Raw genomic sequence first — 19487 nt, forward strand, 5'->3', positions numbered from 1 at the left:
GTGAGCATGAGTTTCCTCTTCGGCCGTAAGACGTCCATGGTGTCCCCCGACGAAGCGCTGCCCGGTCGCCAGGCGCAGCTGCCCGGCATACCCGAGAAGCACGAAGTGCTCGGCAGCCCGTTGCAGGGACCGTGGCCCGACGGCACTCAATTGCTGTATGTCGCAATGGGTTGTTTCTGGGGCACGGAGCGGATCTTCTGGCAGCAGCCGGGCGTCGTGTCGACGGCGGCCGGTTACATGGGCGGCTACACGCCCAACCCGACCTACGAAGAGACCTGCACCGGGCGCACTGGACACACCGAGGCGGTGCTGGTCGCCTACGACCCGGCGAAGACCTCGCCGGAACTGCTGCTCAAGGCGTTCTGGGAGAACCACGACTCGACCACTGCAAATCAGCAGGGCAACGACCTCGGCACCCAGTACCGCTCAGCGATTTATTGGACGACGCCGGAGCAGGAACAGGCCGCGATCGCGACGCGAGATGCGTTCCAAAAAGTGCACGACAACGGTTTCGGTGAGATCAGCACCGAGATCCGGCCTGCAGCCGAAGCGGGGCCGTTCTTCTACGCCGAGGACTACCACCAGCAGTACCTGCACAAGAACCCGGCTGGCTATTGCAATCACGGCCCGAACGGCATGACCTGTCCTGTCGGCATACTCCGCCAGGACCAGCTGCCCAGCCAGGAGTCGGTGCTGCGCGCGCAGGAGTAACGCGGTCTAATCGACCACGACGACGGTGATGCGTCGTCGCTGCAGTGCAGCGTCCGGCGCCTCCCACGGTCGAGCCTGCACCAGCTCGACCGTGGTCGTCCCGATGCGTAGGCCGGTGAGCGTCACCGTCTCCGGTGCGCTCACCCCCGGTGCCGCTTGCGAACCGCCACTGCCCTCGAGTCCGCGATGCCACTGTGCCTCAACGACATCCGAGCCGGCCAGCGACTCCCACCGATAACCGGCGGTCCCGAGGCCGGGCAGGCGAAGCGCCATCGACTGCCCGACCCGCAGGATCAGTTGCTCCGGGACGTCCACGTCCCCCTCCTCGCGGCTGGCCATCGGTCAGGTCACCTGGAACCAGCCGGCCCACCCGCTCGACCCGTCCCACCAGGTGCTGTAGACCAGGCCGTCGGTGCCGGTGGTGAAGACGTCGATGTGGTTCTGCGTGCGCGAGATGCTCGCGACCTGACCACCCCTCGTGCTCACCCCGCCGGACACGTTGAACCAGTTCGCCCAGCCACTCGAGCCGTCCCACCAGGTGCTGTAGACGCGGTTGTCGGTGCCGACCACGAACAGGTCCAGATGCGTTGCGTAGCGAGCGAGAACCGTGACATCGGAGCCCGGTGAGGCGACACCGCCGCTGACCTGGAACCAACTGTTCGCCCAACCGCCCTGGTCGTTCCACCAGGTCGACATGATCCGGCCCGAGGTGTCCGTCGTGAACAGGTCGAGGTTCCCCGTGGCCCGAGAAACCACCGAGACCCGGGCGCCCGCGCCGCAGGTGACACCCGGCAACGCGAACCAGTTCGACCACCCGGACGATGCGTCCCACCAGCACGAATAGACCCGGTTGTCGGTGCCGACGGTGAAAACGTCGAGGTGATTGGTGAATCGGGAGACCGCGGTGACCGGCGAACCGGCCGCCGCGACGCCCCCTGCGAGCTGGAACCAGCCGTTCGCCCAACCGGACGAGGCATCCCACCACGTCGACATCGTCTTTCCCGAGCTGTCGGTGGTGAACAGATCGAGGTGATCCTTGAAGCGACTGACCACCTCGACACTCGAGCCTGGTCGCGCGGTGAGGCCTGGAATAACGAACCAGGAAGCCCACCCGGACGACGCGTCCCACCAGCACGAGTAGACCCGGTTGTCGGTGCCGACCGTGAACAGGTCGAGGTGATCTGGGAACCGCGACACCGACGTCACCGGCGACCCTTCTCCGCCCGGCGATGCGACTCCGCCGCCGACCCAGAACCAGCGTCCCCAACCGGACGAGCCGTCCCACCAGGTGCTGACCGTCTTGCCGTCCGGCGCGACTGCGAACACGTCGAGGTGTTGCGGGTAGCGCGCCACGACGCTCATCGGCGTTGTCGCCTTACCGGACTGGGTGAGCGGGATCAGCGGAGACGTGATCGTTCCGTCGATGCCCCACATCTCCGCATCGATCCCGGCGCTGCCATAGGCGATGCGGAAGAAGCCTTGCTCGCCCCAGCCGGTCCCCCAGGAATTCTTCGCGATCCAGCAGCCATGCGCGTCGTCATACCCGACGATGCACACGCAGTGCCCGCCGATCACGTTGCCGCTCGTCGACGCGTTGTAGGTGTAGACCCCGCCGGCGTAGTGGTAGTAGAAGTCCTCGTAGACGGTGAAGCAGGTGGTCATCGGCCCGGTGGAGGCGATGAACTGCTTCATGGCGGTGATCGAGTTGCAAGTGGTGCTCGACGTGAACTTCGTCAGCCTCGTCTGCCAATCGGGGCAGAGGTTGCACGCCTGATTGGCCGCCGTGTAGGGGAAGCAGGTCGCGTCGACGATGCCGTCCGCCATACAGGCGTAGGCCTGGTCCGGCCACCAGCCGCCGCCCGGGCACGCTCCGGCGCCGTGCTGCGGGCCGTAGCAGAAGAACAGTTGCGCCTCGGACAGATCGACGGTCAAGCCCGGGTTGTGTGCCCGGATGCGGACCATCGACTCCAGTGCCGCGATCGCGCCGAACGCGACACATGAACCGCAGCCGCCCTGGTCCTCGATCGGGGTGACGTAATTGCCACCGCTCGTCCGCCAGTCGAACGTTGCCGGCACGCCGGCCGGCGCCCCCGCGACCCGTGGCCGCGCAGCCGCGGTGGCTTGCCGCTCTTCGAGCGAAGCAACTCCTGCCGGCGGCACCGCACCCAGGCGGGACTGCGCCTGCAACAACGAATGTCCGGAGTTCGCGGTGACCCCCGGTGTCCACGGCAACTCGAGCTCGCGGACGCGTGCCTGCAACTGGGAAAGCTCAATGGCCATCGCCGGCCTCCTGATTCTGGCTGTCGCAACAGCGGATCGGCGGCGCGCGGATGCGAGCTGCCGCGAGAGCCGGCCGGTTGCTGGCTGAGCCCACGGATCGACCTCTCACTGACAGGAGGGCCGTATGGCGCGACCTGATACGCGTTGCGCGCTCCACTCAGTTCCGCATTGGCCTGAGTTTGAAGAGAACGATGCCGAGGTACGCGTTCAGCACGGTCTGCTCGGCGGCCGCGTCGGACAGCTGAGCCTCAACCACGGGCAGCGACGTCAGCCCGCCGCGAGATGCTTGGCCAGGTAGGGCGCCGTGGCACTTCCTTTCGCCCGGGCAACCGTCTCGGGCGTGCCGGTCGCGATGACCCGACCACCCTGGTCACCACCCCCTGGACCGAGGTCGATGACCCAGTCGGCGCTGGCGATCGTGTCGAGGTCGTGCTCGACCAGCACCACGGTGTTGCCGGCATCCACCAACCGGTGCAGCTGGCGGACCAGCAGTGCGATGTCGGAGGGGTGCAGCCCGGAGGTGGGCTCGTCGAGCAGGTAGAGCGCGTGCCCGCGACGGGCTCGCTGCAGCTCGGTCGCGAGTTTGATCCGCTGCGCCTCTCCGCCGCTGAGCTCGGTCGCCGGCTGCCCCAGCCGCAGGTAGCCCAGGCCGACCTCCCGCAACGTGGTCAGGCTGCGCGCGGCAGCCGGCACGTCGCTCAGGAATTCCGCAGCCTCGTCAACGGACAGGGAAAGCACGTCCGCGATGGTCCTGCCGCGGTAGTCGATCTCGAGGGTCTCCGCGTTGTAGCGCGCACCGTGGCAGGCCGGGCAGGGCGCGTAGGTGCCGGGCAGGAAGAGCAGCTCCACCGAGACGAACCCCTCCCCCTGGCAGGTCTCGCAGCGGCCCTCGGCCACGTTGAAGGAGAAGCGACCCGCGCCATACCCGCGGCTACGAGCTTCCGGCGTGGCGGCATACAGCTTGCGCACGGCATCGAACAGCCCCGTGTAGGTGGCCAGGTTGGAACGTGGCGTGCGCCCGATCGGCCGCTGGTCCACCCGCACGAGCCGGTCGAAGGACTCGAGTCCGGTGGCGTCGTCGACGTCGACCTCGAAGTCGCTGTCCTCGGTGTCATCGGGCGCCTGACCGAGATGGCGGCGCACCAGCTCGGAGAGCACCTGCGTGACCAGCGTGGACTTGCCCGACCCGGAGACCCCGGTCACGGCCGTCAGCACGCACAGCGGAATCTCGACCGAGAGATCCTGCAGGTTGTGGCGGTTCACTCCGCGCAGATGCAGCCAACCGTGGGGTGGGCGCTGCGGGCGGACGAGGGGTTCAGCACGACCGAAGATGTAGTCCCCGGTGACCGACCCCGCAACCTGCTCGAGGCCTGCGACCGGCCCGGAGTAGAGCACCTCGCCACCGCCCTCGCCTGCGCCCGGGCCGATGTCGATGATCCAGTCGGCTCGGCGCACCACGTCGAGATCGTGCTCGACCACGAACAGCGAGTTGCCCGAGGCCTTCAGGGTGTCCAGCACGTCCAGCAGCGGCTCGGCGTCGGCGGGGTGCAGACCTGCGGACGGCTCGTCAAGCACGTAGACGACTCCGAAGAGGCCCGAGCGCAGTTGGGTCGCGATGCGCAACCGCTGTGCCTCTCCCGGTGAGAGCGTGGTGGAGCTGCGTCCCGGCGAGAGATAGCCCAGCCCCAGGTCGAGCAACACCTGGACCCGCGCGACGAGGTCGGCGCAGATGCGCACCGCGACCTCGGTCGCCTCCCCGAGCCGGCCGACGACGTCGCCGCCGCGGCCTCCTCGAGCTCGGCCACCGGACGCAGCAGCGCGACCAGCTCGCTGAACGACAACGCGTTGAGCTGCCCGATGTTCTGCCCGCGGAAGGTGACCGCCAGCGAGTCCGCCTGCAGCCCCGTGCCATCGCATTCCGGGCAGGACACGCTCTGGACGAAACGCATCACCTTGTCGCGCATCATCTGGCTCTGGGAGTTCGCAAGCACGTGGTGCACGTGCGTGCGGGCGCTGCGGAACAAGCCGTAGTAGCCGTGGTCGACACGGCCCGGCTCGGGCTCGATCATCACCTTCGGCTGCTCCTCGGTGAAGAGCAGCCACTCACGATCCTTCGCCCGCAACTTGCTCCAGGGGGTGTCCAGATCGATGCCCAGCCCCGACACGATGCTGCGCAGATTTGCGCCCTGCCAGGCACCCGGCCAGGCGGCGATCGCCCCCTCCCGAATCGTCAACGACCGGTCCGGCACCATCAGCTCCTCGCTGACGTCGTGCTCCTCACCCAGCCCGTGGCAACGTGGACAGGCTCCTGCGGCTGTGTTCGGTGAGAACGCCTCTGCGGCCAGTCGCGACGCGCCCTCGGGGTAGGTGCCGGCGCGCGAGTAGAGCATCCGCAGCAGATTGGACAACGTGGTGAGCGTGCCGACCGTCGAGCGCGAGCTGGCGGCACCGCGGCGCTGCTGTAGCGCCACGGCCGGGGGCAGCCCGGTGATCTCCTGCACGTGCGGAGCACCCACCTGCTGCAACAGGCGGCGAGCGTATGGCGCCACCGACTCGAAGTAGCGGCGCTGCGCCTCGGCATACAGGGTGCCGAAGGCCAGGGAGGACTTGCCGGAGCCCGAGACGCCGGTGAAGGCGACCATCGCGTCCCGAGGCAGGTCCACGTCGACGTTCTTGAGGTTGTGCTCGCTGGCGCCCCGGACATGGACGAAGTGGTCGCGTTGGTCGTCGGTCACTGCCCCTGTTTATCTGCTGCCGTCGTCGAACACAACGGAATCCCCTCCGGGTGCTCCTGGAACCGTTGTCAGCGGATTTTCGACCGCTCAAGTCGGCGCGAGTCACCGATCACCGCAATCAGGCACTCGCCCCGTCAGTCCAGCGCAACACCCGCAAGGCACGAAGGGTGTTCCAGCGACTCGGCTTGCCGTCGCCGTCCTCGAGCTCGAAGTGGATCAGCCCGGGGTGGGTATTCTCCTGCAGCCAGCTGCCGTCCGTCTGTCGCTTGGAGCGCACCTGCTCGATGGCGTCTGCCAGTCGTGGATCGGGCGGGCCACCGATGGCGCGGAAGTGGTCGAGACCGCGCAACACGTCGTAGTGCCACTGCGTCGGGAACGAGAACTGCAGCCAATCCTCATCCGCGACCTCGCCGGTGCTCGCTCGTCGAAAGAGCTTGCGCTGCAACAGATATTCCCCACCACGCCGCCGCGCGTCCGCCACCTCGAGATCGCCGCCCGCGCGCTCGTAGTCGAGCAAGCCCTCCAGCACACAGATCGTCGTGTGGAACGACGACCGCGTGGAGCCGTTCTCCGCCTCGCAGTTCCAGCCACCGTCCGCGAGTTGCTCACCGAGCAGGCGCTGCACGACCCGGTCGACGTTCTGCCCGAAGTAGGCGCCGATCGAGACTGTCCCGCCATTGATGCACGGCTCGACCTCACCGTCGAAGAACGCCGACCCGTCATACTCCCAACGACAACCGGTGCGAACGCCGTCGACTGCGGCAGTCACGCGCGAATCCTGAGGATCCACACCGAATTCGCGCAGCAACCGCAAGGTGGGAAGCGTCGCGGTCCACGGTTGGCCATCGGGATCGCCCACGGGTCCGTCCGGTGGCCGCCAGTCGGACCCGGGGAAACACGCGCCACCGGCCCACGCCCCGTCGGCATACAGATCGAGCAGTCGCTTCCCCTGTCCCGACGAGGCGACTCTCGCGCGCTCGGCCGTCACCTCATCGGACGAAGCGTCGGTCAGATCACGCATCACCTGCCACCGGACCGACGCATCTCCCGCGAGCAGCCAACTCTCCACGTCACTCATCCGTGTCACCTCTCAACGAAGTTCGTGCTGGACAAGGCTCAGAAACGTGAGATCACTGCCCAACACGGATCTGACGCTAGGACCCGCCACCGACAAGGTTCAAGATGGACTCATGAGTGACGACATCACAGTGGCCGACAATCCCGACCAGAATCGCTACGAGGCACGCATCGGTGGTGCTCTCGCAGGTTTCTCGGTCTACCGGCTCGCCGCGGATCAGATCACCTTCGTGCACACCGAGGTCGACCCGAAGTTCGAGGGTAAAGGCGTCGGCTCTGCGATCGCGCGCCATGCACTCGACGACGTAACGGACCGCGGCGGGCTCTCCGTCATACCGCTGTGCCCATTCATCAAGGCCTGGATCGACCGGCACCCCGACTATCAATCGTTGGTCCAGCAGAGCTGATCTCATGTGCTGAGCCACCCCGCGCGAGCGCCATACGAATCCTCAACGAGGTGAGGCATTCCCAACTGTGGGTAGGCAAACTTTGCTGGTGGCGCACGCCGTAGCCACCTACTCTTGGTCGCATGAAGATGAGCGCCGCACTTGAAAAGAAGTTCAACGCCCAGATCACCCTGGAGTTCGAGTCCTCGATGGTCTACCGCCAGCTCGCGATCGAGATGGAGGACCGAGACCTGCCGGGCATCGCCGCGTGGTTGCGACACCAGGCCGACGAGGAGATCGTCCACGCCAACAAGTTCATCGACCACCTCAGCGATCGCGCCAACCACCCGGTGATCGGCGCCATCGCCGCCCCGAAGGTCAACGCCAAGACCGTGCTCGCGGTCTTCGAGGCGGCGCTCGGGCACGAGCAGAAGGTCTCTGCATCGATCCGTGACCTCTACGCCGCGACCGAGAAGGCCGGCGATCTCGACTCCCGTCCGCTGCTGCTGTGGTTCCTGAGCGAGCAGGTCGAAGAGGAGTCGTCGGTCGACGAGATCGTCGGACGCGTCAAGCTGATCAACGACGACGGTCCCGGCCTGCTGCGCCTCGATGACGAGCTTGCCCAGCGCCCGGTGGCCACCACCGAGAACACCGCCGGCTGACGCACTGACGCACCCCGAGTGGGCCGGTCACCGATCTTCGGTGACCGGCCCGCTCGCGTTCAGGACGCGCTCCAGGGTCTGCCGCCACGCCTGCGGTTGGTCCAGATGCAGGTCATGTCCGGCATCGGCGATCACGGTGCGCTCGACGTGCGCACCGCGGCGCATCCGCTCCACCTGCTCGGTCGGTATGACGCTGTGCTCGGCCACCACCAGATGTGTCGGGACGCTCACGGACTCCCATGCCCGCCACCGGGGCAAGACGTGCACGGCACGCAGCGCCTCGATCAGCACGTCCGCGTCCCAGCACGGGACCAGGCCGCCCGCGTCGAATTGCAGGCCGTCCGCCCACGCCTCGCCGGCCATCGCGGTTCCGGTGCTTCTTGCCGCTCCTCGGTCGGCACTCATGAAGAAGTCAATGAAGGCATCCCGGTCCGGGAAGCGCGCCGGCCAACTGCGCAGCCATTGCTCAACCGGTGCGGTGGCAGCATCACCACCACCACCGACACCGGCTTCGACCATCACCAATTGCCTTACCAAGTGCGGTTTTTCGGCTGCTACGAGCATCGCCGTATGACCGCCCATCGACTGCCCGACGAGGGTCGCGGGTCCACCGCCGAGTTGCTCGATCAGCGCCACCACGTCGGCGACGTATGCCGCCCGGGTCACGTCCTGCGGCATACGCGTCGAGTGCCCGTGACCGCGTTGCTCCAGTGCAACGATTCGATGGGTGTCACCGAGCGCACGTAGTGTCGCCGACCACTCCTGGGCAGTGCCGGCCAAGCCGTGCAGCAGGATCACCGGGTGATCGCCGGCGCCGGTCTCGGCATACGCCAGCTCGACCAGGCCACGTGCCAGGGTGCGCCAGGCGGCGGAAGCGATCACCAGGCGATTATGTCGGTTCGGCCGACATCGCCGGCCACCGCATCAGACGTCGTGCACCCGATTGACTTTGTCGAACACCTGTTCGATCATGGATGTCATGACCACCACCACCGCGACCCGGGTTGCCGAGTTGCACGAGCTGCTGCAGCGTCACGAGACGTCCCCCGCAGCAGACAGCGTCCCGGTGCTCCCGGCTCTCGCCGAGTTGTTCCCCCGCGGGCTGCGTGCCGGCGGGGTCTACACCCTGCACGGCTCGATGAGTGCGGCTCTCGCCCTGCTCGCCGGCCCCTCGATGGCGGGCTCGTGGTGCGGTGTCGTCGGACTGCCCGACCTGGGCATCGAAGCCGCTGTCGAGTGGGGGGTCTGGCTCGAGCGGCTGGCGCTGGTCCCTCAGGTCTCTCCCGACGACTGGACCTCGGTGATCGCGGCGCTGGTCGAAGTCACCGCGCTGGTCGTCGCCGCGCCCCCGGAGCACGTCTCTCCCGGTGAGGTGTCCCGGCTGCTCGCCCGTCTGCGAGCCAGCGGCAGCACGCTGGTGGTCCTGGGCTCCTGGCCGCGGCCAGCTGCGATGCTCGCCGGCCGGATCATGCGCTGGGACGGCCTGTATGCCGGGCACGGCCACCTCTCCGGCGGCGCCCTGCGCCTCGAGGTGACCGAGCGACACCGCACCCGGCACGTCGACCTCACGATCCCGGTCCGGCCATGAGCCACCAAGGTGGTCGAGTAGCGGTGAGGAACGAGCCGCGTATCGAGACCCTGGAACAGACGCCATGATCAGCTCTTCGCCGGTCCGCGTGATGCTGCTCTGGTGCCCGGGCTGGTCGGTGCTGGCAGCACGGCTCACCCAGGGCATCGCCGCCGACCAGGCGATTGCTCTCACCGACCGCGGCTTCGTCGTCGCCTGCTCCGCCGCTGCGAAACTCGAGGGCGTCACCGTCGGACTGCGCATCCGCCAGGCGCAGCACCGCTGCCCGGAGCTGATCGTGCTGCCGTATGACGTGGTGGCCGAGGCCAGGGCTTTCGAGTCGGTGTTGCACGCCGTCGAGGAGAAGATCCCCGACGTGCACGTCGTGCGTCCGGGCATCGCCGCGGTTCGCGCGCAAGGAGCCGGCCGCTTCTACGGCAGCGAACGCGCCGCCGCGGATGCACTGCTCACGCATCTGCACGACTTCACCGAGCACGAGCTGCGCCTGCCGGTCGACCTGCGCGTCGCCGTCGCGGACGGCCTCTTCGCCGCCGAGCAGGCTGCCTACACCAGCTCCACGGTTGTGCCACTGCACATTGTCCCCGCAGGTGGTTCGGCCGACTTCCTGGCCGGCCTGTCGGTCGCTGTCGCCTGCGACAAGAAGTTGGAAAACTTGTTGCAACGCATGGGGATTCGCAAGCTCGGCGATCTGGCGCAACTACCGCGCGATCAGGTGCACGCCCGATTCGGTGCAGCAGGCCTGCGCGCGCATCAGCTCGCCAGCGGTGAGGATGCGCCGATCCTGACCCCACGCACCGTGCCACCGCAGCTGGGCATGCACGTCACCTTCGATCCGGCCACCGATCGGGTCGAGCAGATCATCGCTCACTGCGAGCCGGCAGCAGGCGAGTTCACGCAACTGCTCACGCGCTCCGCGCTGATCTGCACCGAGATCCGGGTCACCGTGCAACTCGAGCCGGACGCTCTCTTCGAGCGGCTCTGGCGGCACCCCTGGCAGTTCGGCAGCGTCGAGGTTCTGGACCGGATCCGTTGGCAGTTGGAGGATCTCGCGGCCGAGGCGGCAACTGTCGACGACGACTCCCTGGGTGCGTCGGTGCTCTCGGTGCAGGTGCTCCCGGAGTCCGTCGACAACGCCGAGCATCATGCGCAAGGGCTGTGGGGCGATCGTCCCGACGAGAAGGTGGAGCACGCTCTCACCACCCTGCAGCACCGGCTGGGCCATGAGGCCGTCCTCACCAGCACCGTAACCGGAGGTCGCCTGCTGCACGAGCGCCGTGTTCTTCGCCCCTGGGGCGATGCGCTGCCGACAACTCGCGAGCGCCGTCTCGAGCAGCCCTGGCCGGGCACCGTGCCCGGCCCTGCCCCGGCCACTGTTTTCAGCAGCGCGAGTCAGGTGCAGGTCTTCACTGACGCAGGAGAGTCAGTGACGGTCGACGATCGCGGCACGGTCAGCGGGGAACCTGCATGGTTGCGCGTGCCGGACGGAAACCGTCGCATCGCGCAGTGGGCCGGCCCGTGGCCGATCCAACAGCGTTGGTGGCGAAAGCGCGTGCACCTCAACCGTTTTCAGCTGATCGACAACCAGTCCACCGCCTGGTTGGTGCTCGCCGAGGGCAAGACCTGGTTCCTCGAGGCTCGCTATGACTGAAACCCTCGCGGGTCGAGTAGGCGGAGCGCTAGCGGAGCCGTATCGAGACCAAGAGTTCCTGCGGAGTTGCCGTGGGCTGGAGTAACCCCGCCATACCGTGGTCGCAGCTGGAGCAGGCGCTCTCCCACGGCATACGGCCCGAGGAGCGCAGCGTGCGTGGCCAGCCTGCCGACGGCGGTGACGGACCGGTCTTCTCGCGCAAGCGACACCCCTTCCGCCCGGCCGAGCTGGGTGAGTCGGCGGGACCCGTCGTGCCGTATGCCGAACTGCACGCACATTCGCACTACAGCTTCCTCGACGGCGCCGCGGCACCCGAGGACCTGGTCACCGAAGCCGCGCGACAGCGCCTGCACGGCCTGGCCATCACCGACCACGACGGCCTCTACGGCATCGTGCGTTTCGCCGAGGCAGCCGAAAGCTATGGATTGCAAACAATTTTCGGGGCGGAGCTGTCACTGGGCCTGACTGCTCCGCAGAACGGCGTACCCGATCCCGAGGGCAATCACCTGCTGGTGCTCGCGCGCGGGGCGGAGGGTTACCGTCGCCTCGCAAGGGCCGTCACCGAGGGGCAGCTCGCCGAAACCGCTGAGAAGGGCAAGCCGCTCTACGACCTGCCGGCGCTGGCCGAGGAGGCGGCCGGCCACTGGGCGATCCTGACCGGCTGCCGTAAAGGCAGCGTGCCCAGCGCGCTCACTCGACACGGACATGATGCCGCAGTCACCGAACTACGTTCTCTGCAAGACTTTTTCGGCAAGGACAACGTCTTCGTCGAGCTGACCGACCACGGCGACCCGGCAGACAGCACCACCTGCGACCGGCTCGCCGAGGTAGCCCGGTCCGGAGACGCGCTGACCGTCGCTACCAACGCGGTGCACTACGCCGACTCGGACCAATACCCGCTGGCCACAGCGCTTTCCGCCGTCCGCTCACGCCGTAGCCTGGAGGAGCTGGACAGTTGGCTGCCGGTGCACGGCGCGGCATACGTGCGCAGCGGGGCGGAGATGGCGCAGCGCATGCACCGCTTCCCGGGTGCCGTCGAGCGAACGGTCGAGATCGCCGACGATCTCGCGTTCAGCCTGCGGGCAGCGTCGCCGCGGCTGCCGCGCCAGGAGGTACCCGCCGGCCACACCCCGATGAGCTGGTTGCGCGAGCTGACGATGCGCGGCGCTGCGGAACGCTATCCGAAGGACAACCACGCGGCATACGCACGCATCGAACGCGAGCTGAATGTCATTGAGAAGAAAGACTTCCCGGGATATTTCCTGATCGTGCACGAGATCGTGCAGTTCGCCAAAGGCCGCGGCATCCTGTGCCAAGGCCGGGGTTCGGCCGCAGCGTCGGCGGTCTGTTACGTCCTCGGCATCACGGTGATCGACCCCATCTTCTACGAGCTGCCCTTCGAGCGATTCCTGTCCGAGCTGCGCGAGGAAGCACCCGACATCGACGTCGATTTCGACTCCGGCCGACGCGAGGAGGTGATTCAGCACGTCTACCAGACCTACGGGCGCCGCAACGCCGCACAGGTCGCCAACGTCGTCACCTACCGCCCCAAGAACGCCGTGCGCGACATGGCCAAGGCGCTCGGCGCCAGCCAGGGGCAGCAGGACGCCTGGTCCCGGCAGGTCGAACGCTGGGGCGCGGAGATCTCGAGTGCGGACCACGACATACCGGGGCCCGTCATCGAGTTGGCCGAGCAGGTGCTGAGCTATCCACGGCACCTCGGCATCCACTCCGGCGGCATGGTGCTCACCGACCGGCCGGTCAGCGAGGTGTGCCCGATCGAGCGAGCCCGGATGACGGATCGCACTGTCCTGCAATGGGACAAGGACGATTGCGCGTGGATGGGCCTGGTGAAGTTCGACCTGCTCGGCCTCGGAATGCTGGCCGCACTGCAGCACACCTTCGACCTGGTCGAGCGTCATACCGGCGAGCAGTGGCGCATCGAGACGTTGCCGCGCAACGAGCCGGGCGTCTACGACATGTTGTGCCGCGCCGACTCGATCGGTGTCTTCCAGGTCGAGAGTCGCGCACAGATGGGCACCCTCCCCGGCTCAAACCGCGGTCGTTCTACGACCTCGCCGTCGAGATCGGCCTGATCCGCCCGGGTCCGATCCAAGGCGGCGCAGTGCACCCTTACATCCGGCGCCGCACCGGCAAGGAGCCCATCACCTACTCCCACCCGCTGCTCGAGCCGGTGCTCGAACGCACGCTCGGCGTCCCGCTCTTCCAGGAGCAGTTGATGCAGATGGCGATCGCGGTCGGCGATTGCAGCCCGGCCGACGCCGACCTGCTGCGCCGGGCCATGGGGTCCAAGCGTGGTGTCGAGCGCATCGACTCCCTGCGCACCAAGCTGTATGACGGAATGGCCCGCAACGGCATACCGCCGGAGACCGCGCAGGAGATCTACAACAAGATCGAGGCCTTCGCCAATTTCGGTTTCGCGGAGTCGCATGCGCTCAGTTTCGCGGTGCTGGTCTATGCCAGCTCATGGCTCAAATTGCATTATCCCGCAGCCTTTTTGGCAGGTTTGCTGCGTTCCCAGCCGATGGGGTTCTACTCACCGCAGACGCTCACCGGCGATGCGCGGCGGCACGGTGTCGAAGTGCTGTCCCCGCATCTGCTGCGCTCCAGCGTGCACGCCGACCTCGAGCCGGACTCCCCCGACGCAATGGACCTGCGTGGTGGCAGCGACGACTGCATGCGGGACCACACGCAGGAGGAGATCGGCGATTTCGACACCAATGCGCCCGCCGACTGGCAGGAGCACCGCCGCGACTGGCACCACGCAGTTCGTCTCGGGCTGGCCGACATCACCGCCCTCGGCGAGGCTGCCGCCGAGCGCATCGTGCAGACCCGTGACTTGTCCGGGCCGTTCACCGATCTAGCCGACCTCGCACGGCGCGCCGAGTTGGATACCGAGCAAATGGAGGCACTTTCGCTGTCCGGCGCACTGGACTCACTGACTGGATCGCGCCGGGATGCGCTGTGGCGCTCGGCGGAGGCAGCCTCGATCCGTAGCGACCAGTTGCCGGTTCGGGTGCCTTACCAGCCGCCGCTGTTGCCGGAGCTGTCCATCGGCGAGTTGCTGATGCACGACCTGCAGGCGACCGGGATCAGCCCCGGTGATCACCCCATCCGGCACGTCCGGGCCGATCTGGACGCGCGTGGCGTGCTGCCGATCGATCAGCTGAAGGGTTTCCAGAGCGGTCGACGGGTGCAGGTAGGCGGCGTGATCACTCATCGTCAGCGCCCGGCGACTGCCGGCGGGATCACCTTCGTCAATGTCGAGGACGAGACCGGGATCCTGAATGTCATTGTGTCTCGCGGTGTTTGGCACCGCTACCGGCGCATCGCGCGCGCGTCACCGGCGATGGTGGTGCGCGGCATACTCGAGCGATCCGAGGACGGCGTCACCAACCTGCTCGCGGATCGTCTGGAGCACCTCACGATTCACGTGCGGTCCAAGTCCCGCGACTTCCAGTGACGCAGGTCCTGATCTCTGACGGTTCGATTCGCGATTGACAGTCCAATTCGACCGTCAATCGCGAATTCGACCGTCACTGATGGGTCCGCGCCAGGAAAACCCATTCCTTGTCCGGGCGGTCCGGCGCATCGCGCACCTCCACGACCTCGAAGCCGTGCGCCTCGAGGTCGGCCACGATCTCGTCATACTCTCGAAAACGCAGTGTCGACACTGATTTCAGCGTTTCGTCAGCCAGCACAAGTGTCGACTCGAACGTCACCAGGGGCAATGCCACCTCGGTCACTGTCATCGAGTCCGTGCCCCGGCGACCATCCGGCAACGCGACCTCGGTCGGCGGTGTGGTCCATTGCTCCCAGGCACGCATCTCGGGTCGCCGAGCCTCGAAGACGAACCAACCACCCTCCCGCAGAGCATCGTGTATGGCGCCCAAGGTTTGCGACCAGTCCGCGTCGTCGACGAAGACCTGCGCGACGTTGCCGGTCATGACCGCAAGATCCCCGTCGGCGACGCGGCCGGTCAGCGCCGTCGCATCTCCCTCGATCCAGGTCACCTTGTCGGCATACGGCTTGGTGCGTGCGACCTCGATCGAGGCGACCGCCGGATCAATGCCGACCACCTCGATGCCTCGCGCGGCCAATCGGACTGCGAGAGAACCGGTTCCGCAGCCGATGTCCAGAACCTTGCGGGCGCCCAACTCATCGACGATCGCCTCATAGACATCGAGATCGCTGCGATCGTCGTCGAAGAAGTCGTAGAGGACGGCCAGGCGTGGGTCGGCGAAGCCGGCATCGGGTGGGCGCATGGCTCGACGCTAGTGCCGTGAGTCAGAAATAGAGCAGGTACGGATGTGGGCAAATTTGCTGGTCAGGCGCGAAGCGACTGTCAAGCAACTTTGCACGCACCGCACTAGGCGCACCGCGCCGGTTACTGCACCCGGTTTTCCGCGGCAGTTACCGTCTGTTCCATCAACACCGCAATGGTCATCGGACCGACGCCACCGGGCACCGGTGTGATGTATGACGCCCGCTCCGCCGCGGCCGCGGTCTCCACGTCGCCGACATTGCCCGGGTTGTAACCGGCGTCAACGACGACCGCTCCCGGCTTGACCCACTCACCCCGGACCAGCTCCGGCCGACCGACGGCTGCGATCACGATGTCCGCCTCCGACACCTCCACAGCCAGATCGGTGGTGCGGGAGTGGCAGAAGGTGACGGTCGCGTCCCGAGCCAGGAGAAGCAGGCCCACCGGCTTGCCGAGGATCGCGCTCCGCCCGACGACGCACACCCGTTTGCCGGCAATCGGCAGGTCGTATGCGTCGAGCAGCCGCACGATTCCTTCCGGCGTGCAGGAGTGAAAGCCGTTGGCGGACAATCCCATTGCCGCAAAGCTGTGCATCGTCACGCCGTCGACGTCCTTCTCCGGCGCGATCGCCTCGAAGACGGCAAGCTCGTCGACCTGGGCGGGCGCCGGGTGCTGCACGAGGATGCCGTCGACCGTGTCGTCCTCGGACAAGGCGCGCACTGCGGCGACGGCGGTATCGGTGGTTGTCTCCGCCGGAAGCTGGACCCGCCGCGACTCCAGCCCGAGCTGTCCCGCACGCCGTTGCTTCATTCGTACGTAGGTTTGGGATGCCGGGTCGTCACCGATCAGCACAGTGGCGAGGCATACCGGACGCCCTTGCGCCGCAGCGAAATCCGCGGCCCGTTCGGCAGTCTCGGCGAAGCTTCGGCGGGCGACGGCTGTGCCGTCCAGCAATTGTGCAACGGACATCTTGGGGACTCCTTGAATCGATCGGAGTCGCACCCAGGCGGGCGATACGACGAACTCACACTCCCCGGTGGTGACCCACCCTTCGCCAGTCGTGTGCCTTCAGTTTAGCCGAGCGCGTCGCCCAACCGTGCAGCGAAATCTGCGCGCTCGGCTGCGTCGACGTAGCGCGCCTCGCGATGCCGCAGGTAGAGATCGTCCCCGTCATACCGTGGCAGCACGTGCAGGTGCAGGTGCCAGACGTCCTGGTCACCGGCAGGCTCGTTGTGCTGGCGAGTCGAAACACCCTGACATCCATACGTTTCCCGCATTGCGATGGCAACCTCGCGGGTCAGGTCCCACAATGCGTGACCGACATCGGTCGGCAGCTCGTAGAGGTTCTCCACATGCTCATTCGGTATGACGAGTGCCCCGCCGTCGTTCACGGGCCACCATTTGGGCGCGATCCGCGCGAAGACCAACTCGCGCTGCACGACCAGGTCCGACGCGGCGTTGCGGTCGTCCCCTCGCCGCGCTGGAACGCGCAGAAGGGGCAGCGGTAGCCGACCGGCTCGTGGGTCCACGTCGAAGTCTCCATCGCCCGTCAACCTACCGACTGACGCAGCAAATACCGATTGACGCACTTGCAACTGCGTCAGTCGGCATCAAGTGCGTCTCTCGGCGATCAGCACGTCATGGGCGCGGCACCGGACCGGTCGTGTCGCCCAGACGCAGAGTCACCGGCACCGTCACGTCCGAGACCTCTTCACCGGCCAGCAGCGCGCGCACCACCTCACCAACGGCTCGGCCTTTCTCGATCGGATGCTGGTCGATCGTGGTGAGTGTCCTCGGGAACCACGGCAAGGAAACACCGTCATACCCGGTGACCGACAGGTCCTCGGGCACGCGCAGGCCGCGGTCCACGGCGCACTGCACGGCGCCGGCGGCGAGCAGGTCGCTCTGCGCGATGATCGCGGTCGGCGGCCGGTGGCTGTCCAGGAGCAGCTTCGCCGCTGCATAACCGGAGTCGAAGTCGGGCTCCTCCGCCTCAACGAGCGTCGCGGCGGTGAAGACGTCCCGCACCCCGAACGCCCTCTCCCGCGTGTCCGGGAAATGGCTCGCCCGGACCTGGGCGATGGTGCGCCGCCCGGTCGTGCCACCCCACTGCAGCGGCATCATCACGTGACCGACCCGGCGGTGCCCCAGGTCGTGCAGCAACTGCGCCAGCTCACGGGACGCAGCCCGCTCGTCCGCGGTCACCTGCACGTCGGCGCCCTCGGGTGCGCCGGTGCCCACGATCGGAACCCCGCGAGCGCCGAATTCCCTTGCCAGCACGTTGTTCTCATCGCCACAAAGCATGAACACGGCGGCGTCCGCGGCAACCCGTGACACCTGCGGTCCGCTGTCGCCATACCCCTCGGCTGTGTCCGGCAGCAGCAACAATCCGCAACCCATCTCACCGACCACCTGGGAGAGACCGTCGAGCACCGACACGACATACGGGTCACGGAACGCGTGCAGGATGCGGCGCTCGACGACGGCCGCGATGACACCACTGCGCCCGTGTCGCAATGACGAGGCCATCGGATCCGGCCCGCCATACCCGAGTTCCGCCGCGGCTGCCCGCACGCGCTCGGCGGTGTCCGTGGCCACCGGCTTGTTGCCGCTGAAGACCAGCGACGCCGTGGACATCGCGACGCCGGCGCGGTGAGCGACGTCACGCAGCGTGACGCGCCCAGCAGGCACGTTTTCGACTTGACCACCCACAGGCATGTGGAGCAGACTATCGAATCGATTCGATCGAATCGATTCGACGGCCCGAAGCGCTCCTCCGAAGGAACTCCATGGTGATGGTGGACAAGCCCAACACCGCTCCCGATTCGCAGTCGGACCCCACCGTGTCCCGCCGCGTCTCGCGGTCGGTCGCGGTCCTGTTCGTGCTGAATGGCGCTGCCTTCGCCTCGTTCGCCGCCCGGCTGCCCGACGTCAAGACACTGCTTCACTTCTCGACCGGCCAGCTCGGCCTTCTCCTTCTCGCCGGTTCGCTCGGCAGTGTGAGCGGGCTGCCCTTGGCCGGCTGGGTGATCGGCCGATTCGGCAGCCGCGCCACCGTGCGCGTCGCCGCACTGGCGGCCACCGCGGGTTACTTGCTCGCTGCCGTTGCCATCACCTCACACCTCGTGTGGCTGACCGTGATCGGCCTGCTCATCGCCGGCTGGGGCATGGGCCCCTGGGACGTCGCGATGAACCTCGAAGGCACCGTCGTCGAGCGTCACCAGAAGCGCTCGATCATGCCTCGCTACCACGCGATGTTCAGTGGCGGCACCGTCGTGGCGGCGCTCGTCGGCGCGGGCCTGACCGCCATACACGTGCCTTTGTGGGTGCACCTGGCCATCGTCATGGCCGTCATCGGCACCGTCGCCATCTGGTGCGCCAAGAACTTCGGGACGTTGTCCGATGGCCGAGAAGTTGCCACCGAGGACGACGCGAAGGCCCGCCCGACATCCACGTTGCGCAGTGCCTGGACCGATCCTCGTGTCCTGCTGATCGGGGTCGTGACACTGATCGCCGCATTCACCGAGGGCACCGCGAACGACTGGCTGTCGCTCGGCTTCGTTGAAGGCCACCATGTGCCGAAATGGGCCGGAATCCTAGCGTTCGCAACCTTTCTCAGCTGTATGACGGCCGGACGTCTCGTCGGCACCATGCTCCTGGACCGTTACGGCCGTGTGCCGGTGTTGCGCGCCTGCTTCTCGCTGGCGATCCTCGGCTGCCTGGTCGTGGTCTTCGGACCGACCGCACTCGCGTATGCCGGAGTCGTCATCTGGGGCCTCGGTGTCTCGTTGGGCTTCCCGGTCGGCATGAGCGCTGCCGCCGACGACCCGCAGCACGCGCACGCCCGCATCTCGGTGATCAGCACCGTCGCCTACACCGCGTTCCTCGCCGGTCCCCCGCTGCTCGGGCTGCTCGGCGAACACGTGGGTGTGTTGCACGCCCTGCTCGCTGTCGGTGCGGCGGCCATGGTCGCACTCGCGCTCGTCCCCGCCGTTCGCGAGCCGGAGATTCCGCAGTCCGAGAAGGCCGTGTCAACACCAATCACCTCCGATCCGGCGCTCTGCCACAGTCCGGCTCATCCCGAGTGAGACGCCTTCTGCTGAGAGCAGAAACCG

At 67.2% G+C, this 19487-nt stretch carries 14 protein-coding genes, 2 pseudogenes and 1 riboswitch; of the genes and pseudogenes, 7 read left to right on the forward strand and 9 right to left on the reverse strand.

The window, feature by feature from the left end; all coding sequences use genetic code 11:
* The first annotated feature begins 6 nt into the window (after positions 1-6).
* Entirely contained in the window at positions 7-711 is a 705-nt protein-coding gene (msrA, locus tag ACFQDH_RS00055; RefSeq protein WP_382397308.1) for a peptide-methionine (S)-S-oxide reductase MsrA, read from the forward strand.
* Between the two features lie 6 nt (positions 712-717).
* Here the strand turns inward: msrA and ACFQDH_RS00060 are convergent, their stop codons facing one another.
* From ACFQDH_RS00060 to ACFQDH_RS00075, 4 genes and pseudogenes are all read right to left on the reverse strand, one after another.
* Positions 718-1050 carry a protease inhibitor I42 family protein gene (locus ACFQDH_RS00060; RefSeq protein ID WP_382397310.1) on the reverse strand — a complete coding sequence of 111 codons (333 nt, stop codon included), beginning with the start codon at positions 1048-1050 and terminating at the stop codon, positions 718-720.
* 3 nt (positions 1051-1053) lie between these two features.
* The gene (locus tag ACFQDH_RS00065; protein WP_382397312.1) at positions 1054-2991 is read right to left on the reverse strand and encodes a C1 family peptidase; all 1938 of its coding nucleotides are present in this window, start codon (positions 2989-2991) and stop codon (positions 1054-1056) included.
* Between the two features lie 267 nt (positions 2992-3258).
* Positions 3259-5726, reverse strand: a pseudogene (uvrA, locus tag ACFQDH_RS00070) (excinuclease ABC subunit UvrA).
* 118 nt (positions 5727-5844) lie between these two features.
* Positions 5845-6804, reverse strand: coding sequence for a prenyltransferase/squalene oxidase repeat-containing protein (locus ACFQDH_RS00075; protein WP_382397314.1), 960 nt, complete (start codon positions 6802-6804; stop codon positions 5845-5847).
* A 112-nt stretch (positions 6805-6916) separates the two neighbouring features.
* Between ACFQDH_RS00075 and ACFQDH_RS00080 the strand changes: the two genes are divergently transcribed.
* Together ACFQDH_RS00080 and ACFQDH_RS00085 are read left to right on the forward strand one after the other, a co-directional pair.
* The gene (locus tag ACFQDH_RS00080; protein ID WP_382397316.1) at positions 6917-7210 is read left to right on the forward strand and encodes a GNAT family N-acetyltransferase; all 294 of its coding nucleotides are present in this window, start codon (positions 6917-6919) and stop codon (positions 7208-7210) included.
* Between the two features lie 122 nt (positions 7211-7332).
* The gene (locus tag ACFQDH_RS00085) at positions 7333-7851 is read left to right on the forward strand and encodes a ferritin (RefSeq protein WP_382397318.1); all 519 of its coding nucleotides are present in this window, start codon (positions 7333-7335) and stop codon (positions 7849-7851) included.
* 27 nt (positions 7852-7878) lie between these two features.
* Here the strand turns inward: ACFQDH_RS00085 and ACFQDH_RS00090 are convergent, their stop codons facing one another.
* A complete protein-coding gene (locus ACFQDH_RS00090; protein ID WP_382397320.1) occupies positions 7879-8733 on the reverse strand; it encodes an alpha/beta fold hydrolase in 855 nt (284 codons plus the stop codon).
* 97 nt (positions 8734-8830) lie between these two features.
* Here ACFQDH_RS00090 and ACFQDH_RS00095 point away from each other — a divergent pair, with 97 nt between their 5' ends.
* From ACFQDH_RS00095 to ACFQDH_RS00105, 3 genes and pseudogenes are all read left to right on the forward strand, one after another.
* A complete protein-coding gene (locus tag ACFQDH_RS00095) occupies positions 8831-9439 on the forward strand; it encodes a hypothetical protein (protein WP_382397322.1) in 609 nt (202 codons plus the stop codon).
* 64 nt (positions 9440-9503) lie between these two features.
* The gene (locus ACFQDH_RS00100; RefSeq protein ID WP_382397324.1) at positions 9504-11087 is read left to right on the forward strand and encodes a DNA polymerase Y family protein; all 1584 of its coding nucleotides are present in this window, start codon (positions 9504-9506) and stop codon (positions 11085-11087) included.
* Between the two features lie 71 nt (positions 11088-11158).
* Positions 11159-14571, forward strand: a pseudogene (locus tag ACFQDH_RS00105) (error-prone DNA polymerase).
* Positions 14572-14644: 73 nt separating this feature from the next.
* On the opposite strand, the gene ACFQDH_RS00110 reads toward ACFQDH_RS00105, so the two are convergent.
* The 4 genes from ACFQDH_RS00110 to ACFQDH_RS00125 form a co-directional block, all read right to left on the reverse strand.
* Positions 14645-15373: a class I SAM-dependent methyltransferase gene (locus ACFQDH_RS00110; RefSeq protein WP_382397326.1), complete on the reverse strand. Its 729-nt coding sequence runs from the start codon at positions 15371-15373 to the stop codon at positions 14645-14647.
* Positions 15374-15495: 122 nt separating this feature from the next.
* Complete coding sequence (locus tag ACFQDH_RS00115) at positions 15496-16341, reverse strand: bifunctional 5,10-methylenetetrahydrofolate dehydrogenase/5,10-methenyltetrahydrofolate cyclohydrolase (protein WP_382397328.1); 846 nt, start codon at positions 16339-16341, stop codon at positions 15496-15498.
* A gap of 24 nt (positions 16342-16365) precedes the next feature.
* A riboswitch (ZMP/ZTP riboswitch) is annotated at positions 16366-16444 on the reverse strand.
* Position 16445: 1 nt separating this feature from the next.
* On the reverse strand, positions 16446-16901 hold the full coding sequence (locus ACFQDH_RS00120; protein WP_382397330.1) for an HIT family protein: 456 nt from the start codon (positions 16899-16901) through the stop codon (positions 16446-16448).
* A 109-nt stretch (positions 16902-17010) separates the two neighbouring features.
* Positions 17011-18090, reverse strand: coding sequence for a LacI family DNA-binding transcriptional regulator (locus ACFQDH_RS00125; RefSeq protein WP_382397332.1), 1080 nt, complete (start codon positions 18088-18090; stop codon positions 17011-17013).
* A gap of 71 nt (positions 18091-18161) precedes the next feature.
* Between ACFQDH_RS00125 and ACFQDH_RS00130 the strand changes: the two genes are divergently transcribed.
* Positions 18162-19460 carry an MFS transporter gene (locus tag ACFQDH_RS00130; protein ID WP_382397334.1) on the forward strand — a complete coding sequence of 433 codons (1299 nt, stop codon included), beginning with the start codon at positions 18162-18164 and terminating at the stop codon, positions 19458-19460.
* Positions 19461-19487 lie beyond the last annotated feature (27 nt).

The sequence above is a fragment of the Flexivirga alba genome, assembly GCF_042661025.1.
Taxonomy (GTDB): Bacteria; Actinomycetota; Actinomycetes; order Actinomycetales; family Dermatophilaceae; genus Flexivirga; species Flexivirga alba.

Bases quoted from the DNA above. Each gene is read 5' to 3' on its own strand.
- msrA (WP_382397308.1), top strand. From the start codon at position 7: ATGAGTTTCCTCTTCGGCCGTAAGACGTCCATGGTGTCCCCCGACGAA.
- ACFQDH_RS00060 (WP_382397310.1), bottom strand. From the start codon at position 1,050: ATGGCCAGCCGCGAGGAGGGGGACGTGGACGTCCCGGAGCAACTGATC.
- ACFQDH_RS00065 (WP_382397312.1), bottom strand. From the start codon at position 2,991: ATGGCCATTGAGCTTTCCCAGTTGCAGGCACGCGTCCGCGAGCTCGAG.
- ACFQDH_RS00075 (WP_382397314.1), bottom strand. From the start codon at position 6,804: ATGAGTGACGTGGAGAGTTGGCTGCTCGCGGGAGATGCGTCGGTCCGG.
- ACFQDH_RS00080 (WP_382397316.1), top strand. From the start codon at position 6,917: ATGAGTGACGACATCACAGTGGCCGACAATCCCGACCAGAATCGCTAC.
- ACFQDH_RS00085 (WP_382397318.1), top strand. From the start codon at position 7,333: ATGAAGATGAGCGCCGCACTTGAAAAGAAGTTCAACGCCCAGATCACC.
- ACFQDH_RS00095 (WP_382397322.1), top strand. From the start codon at position 8,831: ATGACCACCACCACCGCGACCCGGGTTGCCGAGTTGCACGAGCTGCTG.
- ACFQDH_RS00100 (WP_382397324.1), top strand. From the start codon at position 9,504: ATGATCAGCTCTTCGCCGGTCCGCGTGATGCTGCTCTGGTGCCCGGGC.
- ACFQDH_RS00110 (WP_382397326.1), bottom strand. From the start codon at position 15,373: ATGCGCCCACCCGATGCCGGCTTCGCCGACCCACGCCTGGCCGTCCTC.
- ACFQDH_RS00115 (WP_382397328.1), bottom strand. From the start codon at position 16,341: ATGTCCGTTGCACAATTGCTGGACGGCACAGCCGTCGCCCGCCGAAGC.
- ACFQDH_RS00125 (WP_382397332.1), bottom strand. From the start codon at position 18,090: ATGCCTGTGGGTGGTCAAGTCGAAAACGTGCCTGCTGGGCGCGTCACG.
- ACFQDH_RS00130 (WP_382397334.1), top strand. From the start codon at position 18,162: ATGGTGATGGTGGACAAGCCCAACACCGCTCCCGATTCGCAGTCGGAC.